At 58.6% G+C, this 22,668-nt stretch carries 14 protein-coding genes; 5 read left to right on the top strand and 9 right to left on the bottom strand.

The window, feature by feature from the left end; genetic code table 11:
• Positions 1 to 51 precede the first annotated feature (51 nt).
• Together AC1DVH_RS01365 and AC1DVH_RS01360 are read right to left on the bottom strand one after the other, a co-directional pair.
• Positions 52 to 1,377 carry an APC family permease gene (locus AC1DVH_RS01365; protein WP_477752326.1) on the bottom strand — a complete coding sequence of 442 codons (1,326 nt, stop codon included), beginning with the start codon at positions 1,375 to 1,377 and terminating at the stop codon, positions 52 to 54.
• Between the two features lie 254 nt (positions 1,378 to 1,631).
• A complete protein-coding gene (locus tag AC1DVH_RS01360) occupies positions 1,632 to 2,453 on the bottom strand; it encodes a carbon-nitrogen hydrolase family protein (RefSeq protein ID WP_477752325.1) in 822 nt (273 codons plus the stop codon).
• A gap of 124 nt (positions 2,454 to 2,577) precedes the next feature.
• On the opposite strand from AC1DVH_RS01360, the gene AC1DVH_RS01355 reads away from it, so the two are divergent.
• Both AC1DVH_RS01355 and AC1DVH_RS01350 read left to right on the top strand, forming a co-directional pair.
• Positions 2,578 to 3,378, top strand: coding sequence for a helix-turn-helix transcriptional regulator (locus tag AC1DVH_RS01355; protein ID WP_477752324.1), 801 nt, complete (start codon positions 2,578 to 2,580; stop codon positions 3,376 to 3,378).
• Between the two features lie 102 nt (positions 3,379 to 3,480).
• The gene (locus AC1DVH_RS01350; protein ID WP_477752323.1) at positions 3,481 to 5,100 is read left to right on the top strand and encodes an FMN-binding glutamate synthase family protein; all 1,620 of its coding nucleotides are present in this window, start codon (positions 3,481 to 3,483) and stop codon (positions 5,098 to 5,100) included.
• A gap of 33 nt (positions 5,101 to 5,133) precedes the next feature.
• On the opposite strand, the gene AC1DVH_RS01345 is transcribed toward AC1DVH_RS01350, so the two are convergent.
• The 6 genes from AC1DVH_RS01345 to AC1DVH_RS01320 all read right to left on the bottom strand — a co-directional run bounded on the left by AC1DVH_RS01345 (position 5,134) and on the right by AC1DVH_RS01320 (position 10,984).
• Complete coding sequence (locus AC1DVH_RS01345; protein WP_477752378.1) at positions 5,134 to 6,672, bottom strand: glycosyltransferase family 39 protein; 1,539 nt, start codon at positions 6,670 to 6,672, stop codon at positions 5,134 to 5,136.
• A 5-nt stretch (positions 6,673 to 6,677) separates the two neighbouring features.
• Entirely contained in the window at positions 6,678 to 7,643 is a 966-nt protein-coding gene (locus AC1DVH_RS01340) for a glycosyltransferase family 2 protein (RefSeq protein WP_477752322.1), read from the bottom strand.
• On the bottom strand, positions 7,640 to 8,014 hold the full coding sequence (locus AC1DVH_RS01335; protein ID WP_477752321.1) for a GtrA family protein: 375 nt from the start codon (positions 8,012 to 8,014) through the stop codon (positions 7,640 to 7,642). Before AC1DVH_RS01335 ends, AC1DVH_RS01340 begins: the two co-directional genes overlap by 4 nt.
• Before the next feature lie 147 nt (positions 8,015 to 8,161).
• Entirely contained in the window at positions 8,162 to 9,670 is a 1,509-nt protein-coding gene (locus tag AC1DVH_RS01330; protein ID WP_477752320.1) for a glucosyltransferase domain-containing protein, read from the bottom strand.
• 1 nt (position 9,671) lies between these two features.
• On the bottom strand, positions 9,672 to 10,613 hold the full coding sequence (locus AC1DVH_RS01325; protein WP_477752319.1) for a glycosyltransferase family 2 protein: 942 nt from the start codon (positions 10,611 to 10,613) through the stop codon (positions 9,672 to 9,674).
• On the bottom strand, positions 10,610 to 10,984 hold the full coding sequence (locus AC1DVH_RS01320) for a GtrA family protein (protein ID WP_477752318.1): 375 nt from the start codon (positions 10,982 to 10,984) through the stop codon (positions 10,610 to 10,612). The genes AC1DVH_RS01325 and AC1DVH_RS01320 overlap by 4 nt, the downstream gene beginning before the upstream one ends.
• A 244-nt stretch (positions 10,985 to 11,228) precedes the next feature.
• Here AC1DVH_RS01320 and AC1DVH_RS01315 point away from each other — a divergent pair, with 244 nt between their 5' ends.
• Complete coding sequence (locus AC1DVH_RS01315; RefSeq protein WP_477752317.1) at positions 11,229 to 12,389, top strand: OpgC family protein; 1,161 nt, start codon at positions 11,229 to 11,231, stop codon at positions 12,387 to 12,389.
• An 89-nt stretch (positions 12,390 to 12,478) separates the two neighbouring features.
• Here AC1DVH_RS01315 and AC1DVH_RS01310 read toward each other — a convergent pair whose 3' ends face one another.
• Positions 12,479 to 13,900, bottom strand: a complete 1,422-nt coding sequence (locus AC1DVH_RS01310; protein WP_477752316.1) for an amino acid permease — start codon at positions 13,898 to 13,900, stop codon at positions 12,479 to 12,481.
• Positions 13,901 to 14,449: 549 nt separating this feature from the next.
• Here AC1DVH_RS01310 and AC1DVH_RS01305 point away from each other — a divergent pair.
• Positions 14,450 to 17,560 carry a transglycosylase domain-containing protein gene (locus AC1DVH_RS01305; RefSeq protein WP_477752315.1) on the top strand — a complete coding sequence of 1,037 codons (3,111 nt, stop codon included), beginning with the start codon at positions 14,450 to 14,452 and terminating at the stop codon, positions 17,558 to 17,560.
• A 165-nt stretch (positions 17,561 to 17,725) separates the two neighbouring features.
• Positions 17,726 to 22,645 (top strand): NEL-type E3 ubiquitin ligase domain-containing protein, encoded by a 4,920-nt coding sequence (locus AC1DVH_RS01300; RefSeq protein ID WP_477752314.1) that lies wholly within the window; start codon positions 17,726 to 17,728, stop codon positions 22,643 to 22,645.
• Positions 22,646 to 22,668 lie beyond the last annotated feature (23 nt).

Below are 22,668 nucleotides of genomic sequence, written 5' to 3'. Positions count from 1 at the left end.
CTAAAAAACAAAGTCAAAAGATCGCAGCCTTCGGCAGCTCCTACAACGGTGTCATACAGCCTCTTGGAAATCCATCTCCGGCGGCTGCCGACGGAAACCGCCGGTCAACACCGCCAGGTACACCACGCCAATCGCCAGCCAGCTCAACCCCAGATAAACCGCCAGATGATCGAGGCTGACCATCAGCCACAAATCCGCTGCCAGGCCGATGAACGGAAACAGCAGGAACAGCACGAGCTCGCGCGGACCTTTTTTCTCGCCACCGATCCAGTAATGGAAGATCACCGACAGGTTGACCAGGCTGAACGCCAGGAACGCGCCGAAATTGATGAACGAGGTCGAGGTGGTGACGTCCAGTTTCAGTGCCAGCAACGCCACCACCGCGCACAGCAGGATGCTGTTGATCGGCGTGCCGAAGCGCTCGTGCAAGGTGCCGAAAAACGCTTTTGGCAACACGCCGTCGCGGCCCATGGCGTATAGCAGCCGAGAACCGCTGGCCTGGGCCGACAGCCCCGAGGCGAACTGGCCGACGATCAGGCCGATCAGGAAGATCGACACGAACAGGTCGCCACCGATGTTGCGGGTAATTTCATAAGCCGCCGAGTCGACGCTGTCGAACTGGAACGACGGATGAGCAATCTGCACGAAGTACGACACGCCGACGAAAATCAGCCCGCCAATCAGGGTGATCAGCATGATCGCCCGGGGAATGGTACGGCGCGGGTCGCGGGTTTCTTCGGTCAGGGTGCTGACGGCGTCGAAGCCGAGGAACGAGTAACAGGCGATGGCCGCGCCGCTCATGATCAGCGGCATCTGCATGTCTCCGTTGAAGAACGGCTTGATCGACCACAACGGCGTGCTCGCATCGCCGCCGACGTAATGCACGCACAGCGTGACGAAGGCGACCAGCACCAGGAACTGCACCAGCATCAGCAAGGCGTTGATGCCGTTCGCCAGTTTCAGGCCGACGATGTTGATCGCGCTGGTGATACCGATGAACGCCAGCACCCAGATCCACTGTGGCACTGCCGGGAAAGCGGAGTTGAGGTAAGCCGCGCCGATCAGCCAGATCGCCATAGGCAGGAACAGGTAATCGAGCAGCACCGCCCAACCGGCGATGAACCCGAGTTTCGGGCTGATGGCCTTGCGCACATAGCTGTAGGCCGAGCCGGCCACCGGGAACGCCGAGGCCATGCGCCCGTAGCTCATGGCGGTGAAGAACATCGCCACCAGCGCCGCGAGGTACGCGGCCGGCACCATGCCGGCGGTGGATTGGGCAAGGATGCCAAAGGTGCCGAGCACAATGATCGGCGTCATGTAGGCGATGCCAAACAGCACCACCGACCCCAGTGACAGGGTGCGTTGCAAACGAGCCATGAGCGACTACTCCGAATTTTATTGGATTTATGGCAGAGCCGAGTTCGGCGCAAGTTACGGGTGTTGCGTTGTTGTTCTTGGGTGAATGGTCAAACAGGTGTGTCGTCTGTCAGGGCCCCATCGTCGGATCGCCGCCCGGACCAAGCTCGCTCCCACAGGATTTGTGTCGATCACAAAATCTGAATCCACTGCAGATCCCCTGTGGGAGCGAGCTTGCTCGCGATGGCGTCAGCCCTGTCGACAAGAAATCAGGATCAGCGTGAAGGAATCAGCAGCTCCCGCAACCCACCCGCCTGCTCAACCACCTCCCCCGGCAACCTCAGCCGCTGATCATCCAGATAGCGATAATCCTGGCGCGCCGCCGTCAGCTGGCTCAGGTCCAGCTCGACCGCAAACTGCCCTTCCTCGCGTCCTGCTTCGAACAACAAGGTGCCCAGCGGATCGACCAATGCGCTGCCGCCAGCAAACAACAAGCCACCGTCACCCTCTTCCACCCGGTTGACCATCAGCGCAAACGCCTGGTTTTCCTGGGCGCGGGCCATGATCGCGGTGCGGTGGGTCGGGCCGTACGGGTCCATGTTACCGTTGGTGACGATCAACAGTTCGGCGCCCAGCTGCGCCAGGGCGCGGGCGCTTTCGGGGAATTCGATGTCGTAGCAAATCAGCAGGCCCACGCGCACGCCGTTCCACAGGCAGGTGGCGTAGCGATCGCCCGCCTCGTAGACACCGCGATCCGAGGCCCATAAGTGAGTCTTGCGGTACTTCAGCGCGATGCCTTCAGGAGTGATCAGCAGCGTGGTGTTGTAGAAACGGCCGTTGTCGTTCTCGGCCATGCCGATGGCCACGGCAATATTGCGCTCGCGGGCGGCGGCGATTACCGCACTGACGGACGGGCCGTCCAGCGCCTCGGCCACCTCGGCCACGGACTCGGCCGAAGGGAAGCCCATCAAGTGGCCTTCGGGGAACAGGATCAGCTGCGTGTCGGCTGCGCACGCAGCCATCGCCGCCAGGGTGCGTTCGAGGTTGTAGGCCGTGTCGTTGTCACGGCCTGCCAATTGGGCGAGTTCGACCTTCATGGGTATTCCTTGTCATGGGCCGGGCGGCAGAAAGATTGCCCGGTCGGTGTCTGTGCGCCAGTATGCGCAGCAAGCAACCGGGCGGGGAATTACGCCGCTGGGGTAACACGATAGGGGTAGATGCATGGCACTCTCGTTGGACGACATCGCCTGGCACCGCTCGGTGGGGCAACTGATCGACGCCCTGGACAAGCCTAATTTCTGGACCCAGCTTGTCCGGTTGCTGGACCAGTACGTGTCCTTCGACAGCTGGGTGGCCCTGCTTTTCAGCGCCGACCAGCGCCCGCAGGTGTTTGCCGAGTGCCCCGGCGAGGACGGCAGCCCTGATCAACTGTTCCAGGATTACCTGCGTGGGCTGTACCTGCTCGACCCGTTCTACATCGCCTGCCGCGAGCAATCGCGCACCGGGTTGTATCGCCTGTCCGAAGTGGCCCCGGAGCACTTCGAGCTGACCGAGTATTACCAGCGCTACTTTCGTCTGAATGTGGTGGCCGATGAAATCCAGTTCAATTGTCAGCTCGAAGGGGACCGCACGCTGTGCCTGTCCCTGGGCAGCACGCAGCGCTTCAGCGGCCAGCAGATCGCCTTGTTGTCGTTGATCCAGCCGTGGGTGCTCGGCCTGTTGCGCCAGCGTCTACCCTATGAAATCAACGAAGTCGTGGCCCTGGCCCCCGCACCACCGCAAGCTGATTGGCGGGTACAGTTGGAGGCCTCGGTGCAGCAACTCAAAGGCGCGCAGTTGACGGCCCGGGAGCTGGATGTCGGGCGTTTGATGCTCAGCGGTTGCTCCAGTAAAGAAATCGCTCGAAAGCTGGAAATCTCGGTCGAAACCGTGAAAGTCCACAAGAAACACATGTACAGCAAGCTGGGGATCAAGTCCCAGTCCGAGCTGTTTTCGATTTTTCTGCAGGCACAAAATGCCTGAAAAGATCGCAGCCTTCGGCAGCTCCTACATGGATCGCATTCCCTTGTAGGAGCTGCCGAAGGCTGCGATCTTTAAACCCGAGTCCGAACCCAAGGAAACCGTATGAGCCTGTCACTCCTGAGCCGCTACGCCTTCTTTGCCGTCTGCGTGATCTTCTCTCTCGCCAGCCTGCCGTTTCTTGAATACGACTGGCTCTGGCCGATCACCGCCGTCACCGCTGTCCTCAGCCTGATCGGCCTGTTCGATCTGCTGCAAAGCCCCCACGCGGTGCGCCGCAATTACCCGATCCTCGGCAATATCCGCTACCTGGTCGAAGGCATCCGCCCGGAAATCCGCCAGTACCTGCTCGAGTCCGACAGCGACGCCCTGCCCTTCTCCCGCGCCCAGCGCTCGCTGGTCTATTCCCGGGCCAAGAACGAAACCGCCGACAAACCCTTCGGCACGCTGATTGACGTGTATCAGTCGGGTTTCGAATTCATCGGCCACTCCATGCGCCCGGCGCCGTTGAGCGACCCGAGCAGTTTCCGGGTGACAGTCGGTGGCCCACAGTGCACCCAGCCGTATTCGGCGTCGGTGTTCAATATCTCGGCCATGAGTTTTGGTTCCCTCAGCGCCAACGCCATCCGCGCGCTGAACCAGGGCGCGAAGCTCGGCAATTTCGCCCATGACACCGGCGAAGGCAGCATCAGCCCCTATCACCGGGAAAACGGTGGCGACCTGACCTGGGAACTGGGTAGCGGTTACTTTGGCTGCCGCACCAGCGACGGTCGCTTCGACCCGGAACGCTTCGCGGCGCAAGCCCGGACGCCGCAAGTGCGGATGATCGAAATCAAGATGAGCCAGGGCGCCAAGCCTGGCCATGGCGGCATCCTGCCCAAGCACAAGGTCACCAAGGAAATCGCCGAAACCCGCGGCATCCTGATGGGTGAAGATTGCGTGTCGCCATCGCGTCACAGCGCGTTTTCCACGCCGATCGAAATGATGCATTTCATCGCGCAACTGCGTGAGTTGTCCGGTGGCAAACCGGTGGGCTTCAAGTTCTGCCTCGGCCATCCGTGGGAGTTCATGGGCATCGCCAAGGCCATGCTGGAGACTGGCATCCTCCCAGACTTCATCGTCGTTGACGGCAAGGAAGGTGGCACCGGCGCCGCACCCGTGGAGTTCACCGACCACATCGGCGTGCCGATGCGCGAAGGCCTGCTGTTCGTGCACAACACCCTGGTGGGCCTGAACCTGCGGGACAAGATCAAGCTCGGCGCCAGCGGCAAGATCGTCAGCGCCTTCGACATCGCCAGCGTGCTGGCCATCGGCGCCGACTGGGCCAACTCGGCGCGCGGCTTCATGTTCGCCATCGGCTGCATCCAGTCGCAGAGCTGCCACACCAACAAATGCCCGACCGGCGTCGCCACCCAGGACACCCTGCGCCAGCGCGCGCTGGTGGTACCGGACAAGGCCCAGCGCGTGTTCAACTTCCACCGCAACACCCTCAAGGCCCTGGCGGAAATGCTCGCCGCCGCCGGCCTCGAACATCCGTCGCAGTTGTCGGCCAAGCACCTGGTACGACGCATGTCGGCGACCGAGATCAAGCTGTTCTCGCAGTTGCACGTGTTCCTCAAGCCAGGCGAGTTGCTGACCGGTGAGGTGAATGGCGAGTTTTACTCACGGATGTGGCAGATGGCGCGGGCGGACAGTTTCGAGCCCAGTGAAATAGCGGCCGCCTGACGTTGGCTCCAGCGCTGAAGGATTGGGACGACTTCAGCGCTCGCCGCCGAGTATAAAGAGGCGCGCCTCGACTGCCCCTCCCTTGAGCGTCAGTTTCTGCGTCCACTCTGAGGGAAACTTCATAACATTTTCCGGGCGGGGCTTAAGCGTTATCCACCAGACTCTTTTAGAGGCGGGACTCAATGCTGAAAGATCGTTGAAAAAAATCCAGTCTTTGCGCGAGGGGATAAGGAGCCAGCCGCCAAAATCGCCGGGGCCTTCCAGCTCACCTGCTGGTGACCTGGAAATGTAAAGCCTCGGCTGAATTCCCGTGGTGTTGTAATAAGTAAACGGCAAATACCAGAACAATCCGTCCACGACAATCTCGTCACCGCTCTCGACGTAATGCTTGAGGCCATTCGCCACAATGTCCAGCCTGCCTGATGTTTGGCTGTAGCCAGCGCTCAATTCCTTTGGCTTCGGATATACCTTCAATACCCCATGTACTTCCGCCGCAATAAAAACACTCAGGCAAACGACCGCAACAACAGATGAGCGCTCAGCCAAACGATCCAACATAACCGCGACGATCAGGGGCAAACTGACTGCGGTAAACACCAAATATCGGGGATAGAAGAGTGGGGCAACCCATGACAGAAGAAATAACGTGATGACCGGTACAAAGAAGTAACCAATCAACAGCAAGATTACTCGTCGATCACTGCGCCATAAACGCAATGCCATCACCGCGCAGATGATCATCAACGCCGAAATAATCAGCGATACCCACAAACCACCCTCAGACGCCGATATCATCACCGTGTATTGCGAGACGAGGCCAGGCAACATATCCCACGTGGTAGGTGGTATCCATTCGAGGCCTTTCATCCCTGAGGTCTGGTGAATGAAATTCGGAAGCCAGGGCAAATACAGTACGACAATCGTGACATTGACCAGCAACCACTTTCGAACCGAAAACAAGACCGGTTCGTCACTCCCCACCCCCGACCAATACAACCAATGCACCAGGACACACAACGCCGCGAAGTAGTGCGTGTAAAAAGCCGCTGTCATCAGCAGCACATACATCACAGGGTAACGTTTGAGATGCGGTTGCCGGCTCCAACACACCAACGCGACCGTGGCGGCCATCAGCCAGAATCCGAGCAAGGCGTACATGCGTGCTTCCTGGCTGTAACGCACCGATATCGGCAGCAACACCAGTAACACACCGGCGATCAAAGCCGCCCTGCGCGTAGCAATCAGACTCATCAGTTTGATACACAGCACCAGTGTGCCGATATCGGCCAGCGTACTCAGGCTCCGAGCAGAAAACACGCCGTTGCCAAACACCATCGTCCAGTAATGGAGAATCAAGTAGTAAAGCGGAGGGTGAACATCACCCGCCGTAGTAGACCAGATCAACGCTGGCGAACGTTCGCTCAAGAGCAGGCTATAAGCTTCGTCATACCAGATCACCGGTACTGAAATTCCGTGAAGGCGAACGATAAGGGCCAGGGTCACCAACATGAAAACCGGACTGTAGATAACCAGGGCTTGCCGTCTCACATGAACATCGACCAAGCGATCCATCGCACTCACGTAATCTTCTCCAGTGAAGCTCGATCTACCGGCTCGTTACTACTTCTGGTGATTTCCTTGATCACATACCGGGGCCGATGCTTGGACTCCATGTAAATACGCCCGATGTATTCACCCAGAATGCCAATACCAATCAGCTGTACGCCCCCCAAAAACAAAATGGCGGTCATCAGAGACGGGTACCCCGGCACGTTATTGCCAAACAGCACCTTGTCCAGAACCATGTAAGTCGCATACAAAAGCGCTATCAGGGAGATGATACCGCCGATGTAGGACCACACGCGCAACGGTACAGTACTGAACGAAGTGATGCCCTCAAGTGCCAGATTCCATAGCTTCCAGAAATTGAACTTACTTTTTCCAGCCACCCGTGGAGCGCGATCGTACTCAATGACTTTTGTGTTGAACCCTGCCCATGACAGCACACCTTTCATGAATAACTGCTGTTCCGGAAGGCTCTTGATGACCTCAACGACTTTTCTATCCATCAAGCGAAAGTCGCCAACATTTTCCTCGATGCGGGTCGATGCAATCTGGTTGAGTAGTCGATAGAACAGGCTCGCGAATTGACGTTTGAAATAGCTGTCGGTCAAACGGTTTCGTCGTTTTGCCAGCACCACGTCAGCCCCATTGATCCACTCTTCGATGAGCCGCGAGATGACACAGATTGGGTCCTGCAGATCCACATCCATGGGAATTAGGGCATCGCCCGTTGCATGTTCCAACCCGGCAAACAAGGCAGGTTCCTTACCGAAGTTGCGCGAGAAACTGATCACCACCACATCGGTGTCAACCAAGGCAATCGTATGGGCCAGATCGGATGTTCCGTCAGTACTGCCATCATTGATAAACACGATTTCAATGCGGTGTTCGCGCAAACTCGGATCATGACGCACGGCCTGATAGAACACCCCGATAGCCTGCTCTTCATTGAACACAGGGACAATCAGCGAAACCTTCATGCCTTGCGCTCGCAAAACCCTACGAAGCTCGAAAACAAGAACCCGCAAAACAGGCTCAACAACGAAAACGTGGTGACAGTCAGCAGTCCATGAATACGCCACTGATCAGCAAGAAAACCGACGCCGAAACTCAATACACCCATGACGCAAACAAACAGCAGGTATCGCAATATCGATACCTTTGCATCAAATGTATAAAGGGCATTCGCATAGAAGGAGAATGACGCAGCGGCACAAAACGCCGCAAAATTACTGGTGGTTTGGGTCAACTCGGCAGCATTGACGAGTACAAAAAAAACCTGCCAATGAATGAACGTATTGACCAGCCCGATCACCGCATAGGTAGAAAATCCCTTCCACAAAGCTTTCATGCCGGCTCCCGCCAATATCCCTGTTACAGGTGGACTCAAGCTAAGTGATACCTCAACAGCGGTCTACTGACAGAAATAACAGGTTGGCAAGGATTTCAGACCAGCGGCAATGCTGACGATGTCGACACTTTTCACGACCCTTCAGATTCACCAACGTAGCGTTTTGCTCGGGGTCGGCTCCTTCATCACGATAAAACCGTAATCACCGATCAGGTAAATCCGGTAGAACTGGCTGTCCACCAGCGGCGGATAGCCCTGATAACCCACCCGCGTCGCGTTGCGCCGCTCCCGCTCCGCCACCACGTTGGTGATCCCCGCTTTCGGCAGATTCTCGGCCAGCATGTAATAGTCGGTATTGAGCAAGTAGTGCAGCACCGGCAGCTGCTTGAATGAGCCAGCTGCCGCCACTAACCAGTAGTCGGAATAACTCACCGAGATGTAGATCCGCCTGGCCTCGCGCAGCGACTGATGGCTGGCGATGTCGTACGCAAGGCTGGCCAGCGCCGTGGACGCAAAGGTTTTCTGCACGGTCAGCACCCGGCCATAGGCGAACGACAGCGACAACATCGCCAGCAGCGGAATGATCAACAACAGTGGCAGTCGTTCATGGATCGACGCCAGCGCCAGATGACTCAAATAGCACAACAGCACCAGCAGCACGGCAAAGCCCATCAAGGTGCGGGCGCCTTCGTTGAAGTCGCGGAAAAACAACGCGACTCCGGACACCAGCAGCGTCACCACCGGCAATGTCAGCAAACACATCAGGCCGATCAACAGTTTCTTCGGGCCACCGTCCTGACGCGCCGCTACGTTCAGTCCCAGCCGCACCGCCCCGGCTATCGCCAACAGCAGCAACCCGCCGAATACCCAGAGCCATCCACTACTGAACAGCAGCACGACTTTTTCCAGGACCCGGGCAATGTTGATCTGGATCTGCAATAGAGGATGCGCCGACCAATTGAGCAGCAATGTGCGATTGGAGTCCATGAACGGACCTGCACTGACGCTGTAGATCAACCCACCGAGGATCAGTTGGGCGGCTTTCCAGCCCAGCAGGTCGCGCCACGGCACCGGGGTGGTTTTATCGTTGGCGGCCCTGAGCAACTCCAGGCAACACAGGCCCAGGAACACATTCAGGCTGATCTGATACAACCCCAGCGCCAGTGCGATCAGGAACGACGGCACCAGCCACTGCACGCTGCGCCACGGGTGACGAAAGGTGATCGCATAGATCACCGCCACCAGGCTCAGGGCCGTCGCGGGACCGTCGTATTGATAAGACAGGTTCTGCAGGAAGAACGGGTTGTACCAGAGCGGCAACAGCACCAGGCAGCAAGCGACGCTGGGCTGGCGGAAGTAATGGAACGTCAGGCTGGTCAGCACCGACGCCATGGCCAGCGTGGCGATCAACAAGGGCAAGGGAAAGATGTTCGGCGCGGCATGGCTGAAAGTCAGGGCGTTGTAGAACAGCTGAGCGAACAGTCGCCCCTGTTCAGCCCAGGCCATGCCCGCCGCCAGCGAGCGCCAGTTGTCATCGATGTAGGGGAAGTCCGCGAGGATCAATGGCAGGATATACAAGAAGGTCGCGAACAGAAAAAACCGCCAGACCTGATGCCGGCTGAGCTCGCGAACGAGGAAGTCGTTGAACCGGCCCATGCTAGCGCCCGCCCCAGTCTTTACCGCCGACGATGTCCTTGATCACGTAGCGCGGCCGGTGCTTGGCCTCGATATAGATACGRCCGATGTATTCGCCGAGGATGCCGATGCCGATCAGTTGCACGCCGCCGAGAAACAGTATCGCCGTCATCAGCGACGGATAACCGGGAACGTTGTTGCCGAAGAAAATCTTGTCCAGCACCATGTACACCGCATAGAGCACCGCGAAAATCGAAATGCCGCCACCGACGTAAGTCCACAAGCGCAGGGGCACGGTGCTGAACGAGGTCACGCCTTCCAGSGCCAGGTTCCACAGCTTCCAGMCATTGAACTTGCTGCTCCCCGCCACCCTTCCTGCCCGCTCGAACTCCACCACCACGGTGTTGAACCCGGCCCACGACAACACACCTTTCATGAACAACTGRTGCTCGGGCAGGGACCGGATSACGTCGACCACCTTGCGATCCATCARCCGGAAGTCCCCGACGTTTTCCTCGATGCGGGTRTAGGCGATGCGATTGAGCACGTGGTAGAAAATCGACGCACTGTGACGCCTGAGGTAGCCGTCGACGTCCCGATTGCGGCGCTTGGCGAGTACCACATCGGCGCCCTTTTGCCACTGCTCGACCAATAACGGGATGACACTGATCGGGTCCTGCAGGTCGACATCCATGGGAATCACGGCATCGCCGCTGGCGTGTTCCAGGCCGGCAAACAGTGCCGGCTCCTTACCGAAGTTGCGCGAGAAATTGATCAGCATGACCTGATCATCCGCCTTGGCCAGTGCCGTAGCCTGTTCGGCCGTGCGGTCGGAGCTGCCGTCGTTGATGAACACGATCTCGACTTCGGCACCGCTGAGCTTCAACTCCCGTCGCACCGCCTGATAAAACAGATTGATTGACTGTTCTTCGTTGAACACCGGGACAATGAGGGAGATTTTCATCGATCACGCTCGCGAAACACCACGTATTTGGAATACAGGAAGCCGAACACCAGGCTCAATGCCGAAAACAGGGCCACGGTGAGCAAACCGTGCAATCGCCAGACGTCGCCCAGATGGCCGACACCCAGGCTCAACGCCCCCATGCCCGAAACAAACAACAGATAACCGCCGACCGAGGCACTGGCGGCGAAGGTAAATTGCGCGTTCATGTAGAAGGAAAACGACGCAGCCACGCAGAAGGCTGCCAGATTGCTGAACGCCTGACTGAGTCCGGCCGCCATGCTCAGCAGGAAAAAGACCTGCCAGTGAATCAGGGTGTTGGCGACCCCGATCACCGTGTAACTGGACAGCCCTTTCCACAACAGTCTCATGTGAGACTCCCGTTTTTAGAACGTTGCACTCATTAGTATTTGAGCCTGTCTACTGTCACAAATCGCAGGTTTTTGGACCTTTCTGACCAGCGGTTGAGCCTTGGGGCAACGCCCGAGACATTCGGTAATAGCCCGGTTTTGCAATTGCCCGCGAATCAGTCCACCCTGCGCGCCGCCGCTTGGACGCGAGGCCTTTGCGCCCGCGGCCAATCCCATTTTCACCCGCTGTTACGAGCCAGCTGTCATGACGTTAGCACGCGATCACCGGATCGACTTTTTTCGTGGTCTGGCACTGATCTTCATCTTTTGGGATCACGTGCCTCACAACCCTTTGGGACAAATCACCCTGCGCAACTTCGGTTTCAGCGATGCGGCCGAGGTTTTCGTGTTTCTGGCAGGTTTCGCGTCCGTATTGGCGTACGGCAAAGTCCTGGCGCGCGAAGGCTTTCTGATCGCCTGCGTGAAAATCCTGCGCCGGGCATGGGTGCTCTACGTGGTGCATATCTTCCTGCTGGCGATGCTGATGGGCATTGTGTTTTTCGCCAACAGCCATGTGGAAACACGGGACCTGGTGGAGGAAATGGGCATGCATCACTTCATCAGCAACCCGCAGCAGGCCCTGATCGATGAACTGTTGTTGCGCTTCAAGCCGAACCTGATGGACCCGTTGCCGCTGTACATCGTGCTATTGGCAGGTTTGCCCCTGGTACTGCCCGTACTGGTGCGCAAGGCCTGGGTGGTGGTCGCGATGTCATTGGCGCTGTATCTGATGGTGCCACTGGCGGGCTGGAACCTGGCCGCCATCAAGGACGGCGTGTGGTATTTCAACCCGGTTGCCTGGCAATTGCTGTTCGTACTCGGCGGTGCCGCTGCGATTCACAGCCAGCGCCCGCGCCTGCCCGACACTCGCCCGCTGCTACGCCAGCCGTTGTTTGTCAGTGCGGCGCTGTACGTAGTGACCGCGGGCGTGATGACCGTCCTGTGGCGTTGGCCAGAGCTACACGATGCCGTGGTGCCAGCGAGCCTGAAGAACCTGCTGTACCCCATCAGCAAGACCGACCTGTCCCCCGTGCGCCTGCTGCATTTCCTCGCACTGGCCTACGTCACCGCGAAACTGATTCCCGACAGCGGATGGACGCAAAACTGGCTCGCGCAGCAAAGTTGCCGAATGGGCCGTTTCTCGCTGGAGATTTTCTGTCTGGGCGTGCTGCTGGCGCCTTTGGCGGACATGGTCAACGCGCTGACCGACGACGCTGTTGCCATGCAGATTTTCACGGCGCTGGTGGGTGCCGGGTTGATGGCACTGCTGGCGACCTGGCTTGAGTTCAACAAGCGTTTGAACCAGACAATCAAAAGATCGCAGCCTGCGGCAGCTCCTACAAAATCAGACCGCATTCCCCTGTAGGAGCTGCCGCAGGCTGCGATCTGTTGATCTTCAAAACCAAAAAGCCCCGATCATTTCGACCGGGGCTTTTGTCTTTCAGGCATTACAACTTACGAAACCGAACGCACCGCACCTTGCGAAACATTCGTCGGTTGCAGCTTGAACATGTAGAACAGCACCGTCAGCAGCACCAGGAACGCAGGTCCCACATACAGCGCCACGCGGGTGTCCGGGAAGTACGCCATCAGGCCGACCACCAGCACCAGGAACGCCAGCGCCAGATAAGAGCTGACCGGGTACAGCCACATACGGTATTTCAGGCCAGCCGCTTCGCTTGCGCTCAGGCCTTTGCGGAATTTGAGCTGGGCCAACAGGATCATCACCCAGGTCCAGATCGCGCCGAAGGTGGCGATGGACGTCACCCAGACAAAGACCTTCTCCGGTACCAGGTAGTTCAGCAGCACGCCCAACAGCAAGGCGAAGATCGACAGCAGCAGCGCACGCCGCGGCACGCCGTTGCTCGAGGTCTTGGCGAACCCCGCCGGGGCCTGGCCGTTCTGCGCCAGGCTGTAGAGCATGCGCCCGGTGCTGAAGATGCCGCCGTTGCAGGACGACAGTGCCGCGGTGATCACCACGAAGTTGATGATGCCGGCGGCGGTCTTGATGCCCAGACGCTCGAAGGTCATCACGAACGGACTGCCTTGGGTACCGATTTCGTTCCACGGGTAGATCGACAGGATCACGAACAACGCGCCGACATAGAACAGCAGAATCCGCCAGAACACCGAGCCGATGGCATTGGGGATGGTCTTTTGCGGGTTCTTCGCTTCACCGGCGGTCAGGCCGATCATCTCCACACCCAGGTAGGCGAACATCACCATTTGCAGCGACATCAGCACGCCAGTTATGCCGTTGGGCATGAAGCCGCCGTGGGTCCACAGGTTGGAAATCCCCAGGGCCACGCCGTCGTTGCCGAAACCGAAGGCGATGATGCCGATGCCGCCGAATACCATCGCAATGATGGTGACGATCTTGATCAGGGCAAACCAGAACTCGAATTCACCGAAGGCCTTGACCGCGATCAGATTGATCGAGCCCATGCTTATCAACGCAGCGAGCGCCCAGATCCAGCGCGGTACATCGGGGAACCAGATGCCCATGTACACCGCCACGGCAGTGATTTCCGCGACGCAGGTCACCAGCCACAGGAACCAGTAGTTCCAGCCGGTCAGAAAGCCCGCCAGCGGGCCGAGGTAGTCTTGGGCGTAACGGCTGAACGAGCCGGCGACCGGATTGTGCACGGCCATCTCGCCGAGGGCACGCATGATCACCAGGATCGCCAGACCGCCGATGATGTAGGACAGCATGATGGCGGGGCCGGCCATTTGGATGGCCTTGGCTGAACCGAGGAACAGACCGACGCCGATACAGGCACCGAGTGCCATCAGGCGAATATGCCGCTCGCCGAGTTCACGTTTAAGCGGACCGCCCTGAGCGGTCTCGCCGTTGGGCTGGTGATTGCCTACGGGCATAAGGGGTACCTCATCTTGTTGTTGGATATGACCGCTGAGCGTTGAAGCCCCCGACCGATAAGCCAGCTGCTTCGCGTAACCGGGTCTGCTTTGTAAGCAGAACCGTCCTGCAGGACAAAACCTGCAAGATCAGCGGGTCGTGCAGTATAAAAAGCTGACGACAGAGATATTCACTCTATAAACCACTAAATTCAGCCATAAACCCCGGCAATAATGCGACTTTTGGAGAGGCTTCACCTGGATCTTGTAGGAATTTCCACCATTTAAATGGCGCGGAGTATTGCACAACAATGGTGCATCGCCATGCCCCTACCAAAGCCGTATTTACCTTAGAAAGGCTCTACTCCAGCCATTACAGACCACCACCCGTCTCCAGTTGCTATCACAACTGTGGCGAGGGGGCTTGCCCCCTCGCCACAATGGCTCCATCCGGCCCAGTTAGTGGTGAGTCCGTGCATCATTTTGCCCCTCACATTTTTTTCACCTTCGCCAACCACCGTCTAAGCTTCAGTGAAGTCCGATCAATCTGCGTGAATGGATCAGTCGACTATGGGCGCTTTGTGGCAAACCGATTCGAGTAAAACCGAGGTTCCGACTGAACGTGAGGATGAAGCGCCGCCACCTGAAAAACCCCGTCGTTCCAGACACGGATGGGGAGCGTTCTGGCTATTGCTGTTGATTATCGCGATTGTCGTGGGGCTGGCGGCTGCGAGGGAAATGCGTACCTCGAAGTTCCAGGCCCGGGAAGTCAGCAAATACGCCGCGTCCCTGAACTATGAGCTCAAACCCGGCCCCAGCGATGCGATTCGCTATCCGGGCGACGGTCCGTTCGATCGGCGCCTGGGCTACAGCTCGCTGGATGAATTCCTGCCGCGCTTGATCAAGCGCGATTTCGTCGTTGAGGCGCAAACCCGCTTTTCTCCGGCGCTGTTGAAGTACAGCGACAAAGGCCTGTTCGTGCCTTATGCCGAGAAAATCCAGGCCGGGCTGTCGATCACCGATTGCCGCGCTGCGCCGCTGTACCAGTACAACTACCCGCAGCAGCTTTATTCAACCTTTGCCTCGATCCCGCCGGTGGTGGTCAACAGCCTGTTGTTCATCGAGAACCGCTTCCTGCTGGACCCCAAACAACCCCTGGCCAACCCGGCGGTGGACTGGCCACGGTTCGGTATGGCGGCGTGGTCCCAGGTGGCCAAGATATTGCACGTGCCCGGTCAATCCGCTGGTGGCAGTACCCTGGCCACGCAACTGGAAAAGTACCGACACTCCCCCGATGGCTTGACGGTCAATGGCGCGGAAAAAATTCGCCAGATGATTTCCGCCACCGTACGCGCCTATCAGGCCGGGCCACAAACCCTCGAAGCCCGGCAGAACGTGGTTCGCGACTACCTCAACAGCGTGCCGCTGTCGGCCGTACCGGGCCACGGTGAAGTGCATGGCATGGCTGAAGGCTTGCGCGTGTGGTATGGCTCCGACTTCAGCAAGGCCAACGAAGTCCTGACCAGCACTGCGACCGATCCAAAAACCATGGCGGAAAAAGGCCTGGCCCTGCGTGAAATGCTGTCGCTGATGATTGCCCAGCGCCGCCCCTCGCATTACCTGACCAAGGGTCACGATGAACTGGCCGACCTCACCGACAGCCATATTCGCCTGCTGGCGCAAAACAGTGTGATCGACGCCCAGCTCGCCGCCGCCGCCCTGGCCAGCAAATTGACCTACCGCGACTGGGCCACCCAGCCGACCATTCAGCCGATTGAAACCAACAAGGGCATCAGTGTCGCGCGCAGCCGTCTGGCCGGCATGCTCAATCGCCCACTGTATGACCTCGACCGCCTCGATCTGTCCGCCACCAGCACCCTGCAAGGCGAGTTGCAAACCGAGGCCACCGAGTACCTGAAAAAACTCGCCGACCCCGCTTTTGCCACGCAAATCGGCCTGATCGGCGAACGCCTTCTGACCACCACCAGCACCACCCAGGTGCGCTACAGCTTCACCCTGTTCGAACTGACCCCGGACGGTTCGCGGGTACGGGTGCAGACCGACAGCACCGACCAGCCATTCGACATCAACGAAGGCAGCAAACTGGAGCTGGGCTCCACCGCGAAAATGCGCGTGCTGACCACCTACCTGCAAATCATCTCCGAGCTGCACGACAAATACGCTGGCATGGCCGTCCCTGAACTGAAGAAAGTCGACGTGCCGGAGCAGGACCGCCTGAGCCGCTGGGCGGTCGATTACCTGATCGAAAACAAGGACCGCGACCTGCAAAAAATGCTCGGCGCAGCCCTGGACCGCAAATACTCCGCCAGCCCCGGCGAGGCGTTTTTCACCGGGGGCGGCCTGCATGTGTTCCACAACTTCCGCAAGGAAGACAACGGCCGCATACCGACACTGCGCGACGCCCTGCGCGAGTCGATCAACCTGCCGTTCATCCGCCTGATGCGTGACCTGGTGCGCTACACCACCTACTCCGGCCCGAACAGCAGTGCCGAACTGCTCAAGGACGACCGCGACCCGCGGCGCCAGGAATACCTGGCCGAATTCGCCGACAGCGAGGGCACTTCGTTCCTGCTCAAGTTCTGGAAGAAGTACAAGAACAAGGACACCCAGGACCGGCTCGAGACCTTCCTCGACAGCATGCGCCCGACCCCGATCCGCATGGCCGCCGTGCACCGCTACCTGCTGCCACGGGCCAGTCAGGCAAGCTTCAACGCCTTCGTGCGCTCGCACCTCACCGGCGCCAAGCTCACGGAAAAACTCACTGACGAACGTCTCGTACGGCTCTACGAAGCCTACGGCCCTGGCTCCTACGACTTGCCGGACCAGGGCTTCATCGCCAAGGTTCACCCGCTGGACCTGTGGCTGATGGGCTACCTGCTCAATCACCCCGACGCCAAGTGGGGTGAAATCGTCAAAGCCAGCCAGTTCGAGCGCCAGGAGGTCTACAGCTGGCTGTTCAAAAGCCGGCACAAGGGTGCCCGCGACAGTCGCATCCGCACCATGCTGGAGATCGAAGCATTCCTCGACATTCACCAGCGCTGGCAGAAAGTCGGCTACCCATTCGATCACCTCGTGCCCTCGCTGGCGACCGCCATCGGCAGCTCCGGCGACCGTCCGGCAGCATTGGCGGAACTGATCGGCACCATCCTCAACGACGGTGTGCGCATGCCGACCCTGCGTATCGACAGCTTGCACTTCGCAGCCAACACACCGTATGAAACCAAATTGATCAATGACCCGAACGTCGGCAAACGGGTCATGCCGTCCGAAGTCGCCACGGCCATGCGCGAAGCCTTGTCGCAAGTGGTGGATGCCGGTACGGCGAAACGGGTGTCCGGCAGTTTTGTAACGCCGGATGGCAAACCGTTGGCCATGGGTGGCAAAACGGGCACAGGGGACAACCGCATTGAAGCCATTGGTTCAGGCGGGCGGATTCTGAGCTCCAAATCCATCAACCGGACGGCGACGTTTGTCTTCTACATTGGCGATTCACACTTCGGTACCTTGACCGCATTCGTGCCCGGGCGCACGGCCGAAGCCTTCAAGTTCACCTCGGCGTTGCCGGTGCAGGTACTCAAAGGCATGGCACCGATTCTCATGCCATACCTGCAACCCGGCAGCAAAACAGGTTGCTTGCCGACTGAAGTCGCGCGGCGTTGACAGAACCATTACGCTGCACAGGTGGTAATTAATTATTTTCGGCATGGATAATTCCAATGCATTAGCGGTGCAGGCGCTGATCAAGCAACAGAAATCGCGGCTTTTACTTTGGGCCCTGGGCGTTAGGCTGGTGACTCACATTAACGCTCAAGGTTTATTAACAACATGCCTGACTTACAAGGAAGTACGTCGACAACCGACCATAAAGGCCGGCACTACGAATTCATCAAGAGCCGGATTCATCCGGTCTTTCAAAGCACTTCATTGCGAAATGTCCGGGAACTGGGCCGCGCCGAAAAAGCGCCCGCGCCCTGGATCAAGACAGCCACCGCGCTCAATCAATCCCGCTTACAAAAAGCCAGCCTCGAACTCTGGTCTTCCCGCAACAAGGTGGATCGGTTTCTCGACCAGTTGCAAAACGCTTATGAATTTGCCGAGCCCATACTCGCCGATGCGCTGAAGAAACTGGATATCGATGTCGACGTTAAAAAAACATATCTGCATCTTTACCTGCCTAAAGAACGGCCCTGGTATGTCATCGATACGTCCGGGGGTGTCGTCACCCGCACTGTTTCGCTGATCGACGCCGCACTGCACAACTTCGCGCTTGGCGAAACCTGCGAACCGGACTCGGATTACATCAGCCAACCCGATCAGCGTGGTCAGTTCGATGTCTTGCCCATCAAACACAAGCTCTCCATCGCAAGGTTTCAGGCGTTGTGCCGTGAGCTGGACATCGGCGCCCGCTACACCCGATACCTGGAAGAACAGTTGCTATCTCGTGATCGCCTTGCAAAGTATTGGCTCCAAAGCCGTATCGTTGAAAGCGAGAAAGCCGCTTTCAGAGCCGCCGTGGAACAGGCGACGATGGCCGGCGATATCGACGCCGATGCCCGCGACAGGGTCATTGAAATGCTGGAGGGCCAGCGCAACACCACCTGGAAAGGCAAGCCGGTGCAATTTGCCGACCTGTCCATTCTCGACAACCGCTTGACCGGCATCGTGCTGATCACTGCGGACCTTGAGCAATCGCGCGAGGTGATGCCAGTGATCGCTTATGTGCCGCAGGATCCAGAGCACCCACTCAAGCAATACCCCTCGACCGTCGCGTTCATGAACGAATTGACGCGGCAGTTGCGCGACGACGCGCTGATCGCTTCCACCGGGATGACGTACCGCCAGTTCTTCAGCCGGTTCATTGACCATTCGCAACGCGGGCATTTCTTCGGCGGGCTGCAACAACGTCTGTTCGAGGTCAAATGGCATCGAAAGGAAACGTTCGATCCGGGCCCAAGCTGGCGGGATGTGCCGATCGATAACCCGCAATTGAATTTCGAGATTGCGCCGATCACGGGCGAACTCTGGGTACATCTTTATCAAAACAAACTGAACAAGATTCTCAATGACGCTCGGGACATCGCCGTGTCGACCGCCGATACCGATCGCAATGCCCGGTGGGCCTGGTGGGACAACTTCAAGAAAATAGTCTCCGATATTTTCAATGTTGCCCTGTTGATCGCCACGCCATTCGTTCCTGGGCTGGGCGAACTCATGCTGGCCTACACGGCGTATCAACTGACCAGTGATGTCATTGAAGGCGCTGTGGACCTGGCCGAGGGACTATGGGCAGAAGCAGCGGATCACGTTGTGGGGGTCCTGACGGACGTGGTTCAACTGGCTGCGTTTGCCGCCGGGGCGAGCATCGCCGATGCGTTCCGGCTCAAGGTTTCTACATGGGTCGAGGGCCTGCAACCGGTGAGCTTGCCCACCGGTGAAACCCGCTTGTGGCACCCGGATATMGAGCCCTACGCCCATCCAGACCTGTCGCTGCCAACAGATTCCAGGCCCGACCGGCTGGGCCYGCATCGCCATCAAGGCCGGGCCATCCTTCCTTTGGAGGGTCGCCACTATGTGACCCGCAAAGATCCGCAAACCACGCAGTATCGGCTTGAACACCCTACCCGCCCCGAAGCCTATGCACCGAAACTGGCCCATAACGGTCGTGGCGCCTGGCGCCATGAAGGTGAAAACCCGTTGACCTGGGAGAGCCCGAAGCTGATGCAACGGCTGGGGCATATGACCGATGGCTTGAGCTCACGGCAACTGGAAAACATCCGCTTGATCAGCGGCACCGAAGAAGACGCGCTGCGGCGCATGCACGTCGAAAACGCCGAGCCGCCACTATTGCTGGAAGACACGGTAAACCGCTTCAGGGCGATGGAAGATGTCGCCGCCACGACCACGCAGATTCGTTCGGGAAGCCCGATAGACCCGTCATCGCACTGGTTCGAGCAACTGATCACCGAACTGCCGGGCTGGCCGTCCGACCATGCCTTGAGGGTGTATGAACGATCCGACCTGCTCGGCCCCTCCCGCCTGTACGGCAACGCCAATGCCCGACCGGAACGGACGCTGGATATCGGGCTGGCGGACGTGATGGCCGGCAGGCTGACGGAGCGGGTCGTCAGGTTTCTCGATGAACCACAGCTCGAAGCGCTGGTCGGACCGGGACTCTCCAGGCAAGCGAAGGTACAGCGCCTGCGTGATCGCCTGGCCGACCAGGTCGAAGGGCGCAAGACCAACGTCGCGGATTTCATTTATCGCTCTCGCGCACGCAGTACCGATCGACGCGTTCAGGTCATGCAGCGGCAATACCCTGAACTGCCGACGATCATCGCCGAACGCCTTGTCGCCAATGCCCGGCAAGACGATCTGCGCATCGTCGACACACAGCAACGCCTCCCACTGGATCTCAAGAGCCGCGTCCGCGAATGTGCTTTTGAAACCCGCTCGACACGCGCCAGCGAGGGCTTTTTCCAGGCCGAACGATTGACCGCCGACACCGAGCGCCTGGTGCTCAACGCGCTGCGATTCAACAGCGCAGCCTTGGGCGATCTACGCGTGGAAATACGTGACGGCACCGCCGATGGTCCTTTGCGTTGCAGTGTCGGTCCAGACGATGCCACTCACGTACGCCTGCTAATACGCGTCGGAGACGGCCGGTATGAGGTGGTTGACGGTCAACATCGCCCGCTTTCCGATGCTGTCGACTTTCATGAAGCGCTGCTGCGCGCCTTACCGGAGCAGGCACGCCGATCAATAGGTTATGGATTGGGCCAGGGACAAGCCTTCAAGCAATGGATAATGGCCAAGACCATGGCACCGGCCGAACGCCGCACGCTCTTGCTGGAGCCTTCCATCCGGCCGGTGGCGGAGCTGGACACGAGCCTGCTGTTATGCGGCCCCGGATTTTCCAGACAGCCAGTGACCGTTGAGCAACGGGTGCAAAATCTGTACCCGCACCTGCGTGAACATGAGGTCGACAACTTCATTCGTTCCATGCCTTCGGGCAGCGACCCTGTTCAATTGATAAGCAACCTGGAACGAGAACTCACAGAGCTGGAAAACATCCTTGACGCATGGAAGATAAAGCACACGCCGTTCGAGCCCGACAATACGCTCCTACCGCCCAGGGAAATCACTTTCATCGCTAATCGCCTGATGGAATGCTTCCAGCGAAAAACCCTGGTGTTCGATGAACGCAGCATTCACTTCGACAAGGGTTATGCACTGGACCTATCCACTGAGCTCCTGAGTTTCAACCTGGAGCCATGGTGGAAGACATTGCCAGACATCCGCCCGTACCTCGAACAGATCAGCACCTTGAACCTGGACGAGATGGCATTTACGTCCGGCTCCAAGGGATTATTGAAAAGCTTTACCCAGCTACGCCATCTCAGCGCACGTCGCTGTCAGCTGACCCGCTTGCCGGACAATGTGGCCAGCATGCACCTGCTCGAAACCCTGCGTCTGAGCGGCAATCATATTGCGCTGAACACCGAGGCCGTCGAGCAACTGCAACATCTGACACGCCTGCAGACCCTGCGGCTCGATCACAACCCGCTGCGCCAGGCGCCCAATGTCGAGCGCATGCCACGCCTGAAAGTGCTTAATCTTTCAAACACCGACATCGATACCTGGCCAGACGGACTGCTGAGCAAACAGCGTCCAAAGGGGTTCTTTCTTGACCTGCGGGGAAATCCGATCAAGACCGTACCCAATGTCGTCAACGGGTCAAGGCAAGCATCAGTAGTGGCGCGCGCACGGCTGGATATCGAATCCCTGGACGATATTCAACGCCAGATCCTGTTCCAATACCGCGATTCAGTGGGCTTGCCGCGCCAGAACATCTACGCCCCTCTGGCCGCCAATGCGCGCGCCAAATGGCCGGTCGATGATGACTCCTCGCTTTGGGGTGCGAACTCGCCTGGCTTGGGGACTTACAGAGCGGATGCCTGGGACAATCTGATGAACGAGCCGAACAGCGAAGGCTTCTTCAGAATCATCGACAGCCTGACGCATTCGGCCGACTTCAGAGCCGGTGGCGCTACCCGCGCAGCCTTGTCCCGTCGTGTCTGGGAACTGATCGATGCGGTGGATCTGGATACGCCACTGCGCGAAAAACTGTTTCAGACCGCCGAGCAACCCACCACCTGTGCCGATGCCAGCTCCGAAGTTTTCAACAATATGGGCGTGCAGGCGCTTGCGTCCCAGGCGTATACCTATTCGACCAATGCCGCCGAACTGGAAACCCGGCTGGTGAGCCTGAGCAAGGGTGCCGCGCGCTTGCAACGGGTCAATGACATCGCCCGGGCCGATGCACTGTCACGTCCGAGCAGGGCCGAAGAAGTGGAAATTTACCTGGCGTATCAGACTCGTCTGGCTTCGCGCCTTGGCTTGCCGTGGCAATCGGAGGGCATGCTTTATCGCAATATCGCGGCCGTGAGCGACAATGCCATCGAACAGGCGTACACCACCGTGCTGGCGCTGGAGGAAGGGGACGGTTTGCTTGACGCCATGCTCCAACAGCTGTTCTGGGAGAAGTACCTGCATGAAACCTATGACCTGAGATTCCGTTCGAATGATCGGGCGTTCGATGAAAAGCTGCGACTTCTCGAGCAACGCAGGGAAACCGGCGAAATCAACGAGCAGGCCTACTCGGAAAGCATCAACACGCTGGCCGATGATAAACTGCAATTGGGACGAAGCCTGACCCGGATGCTGCTGGATAAATACGCGCTGTAAACGGGTAACCGGCTCCTGTAGTC

The sequence above is a fragment of the Pseudomonas sp. P4_C3 genome (assembly GCF_056402075.1).
The sequence above is the reverse complement of the archived record's forward strand: the minus strand, read 5'-3'. Positions and strand labels throughout refer to the sequence as shown.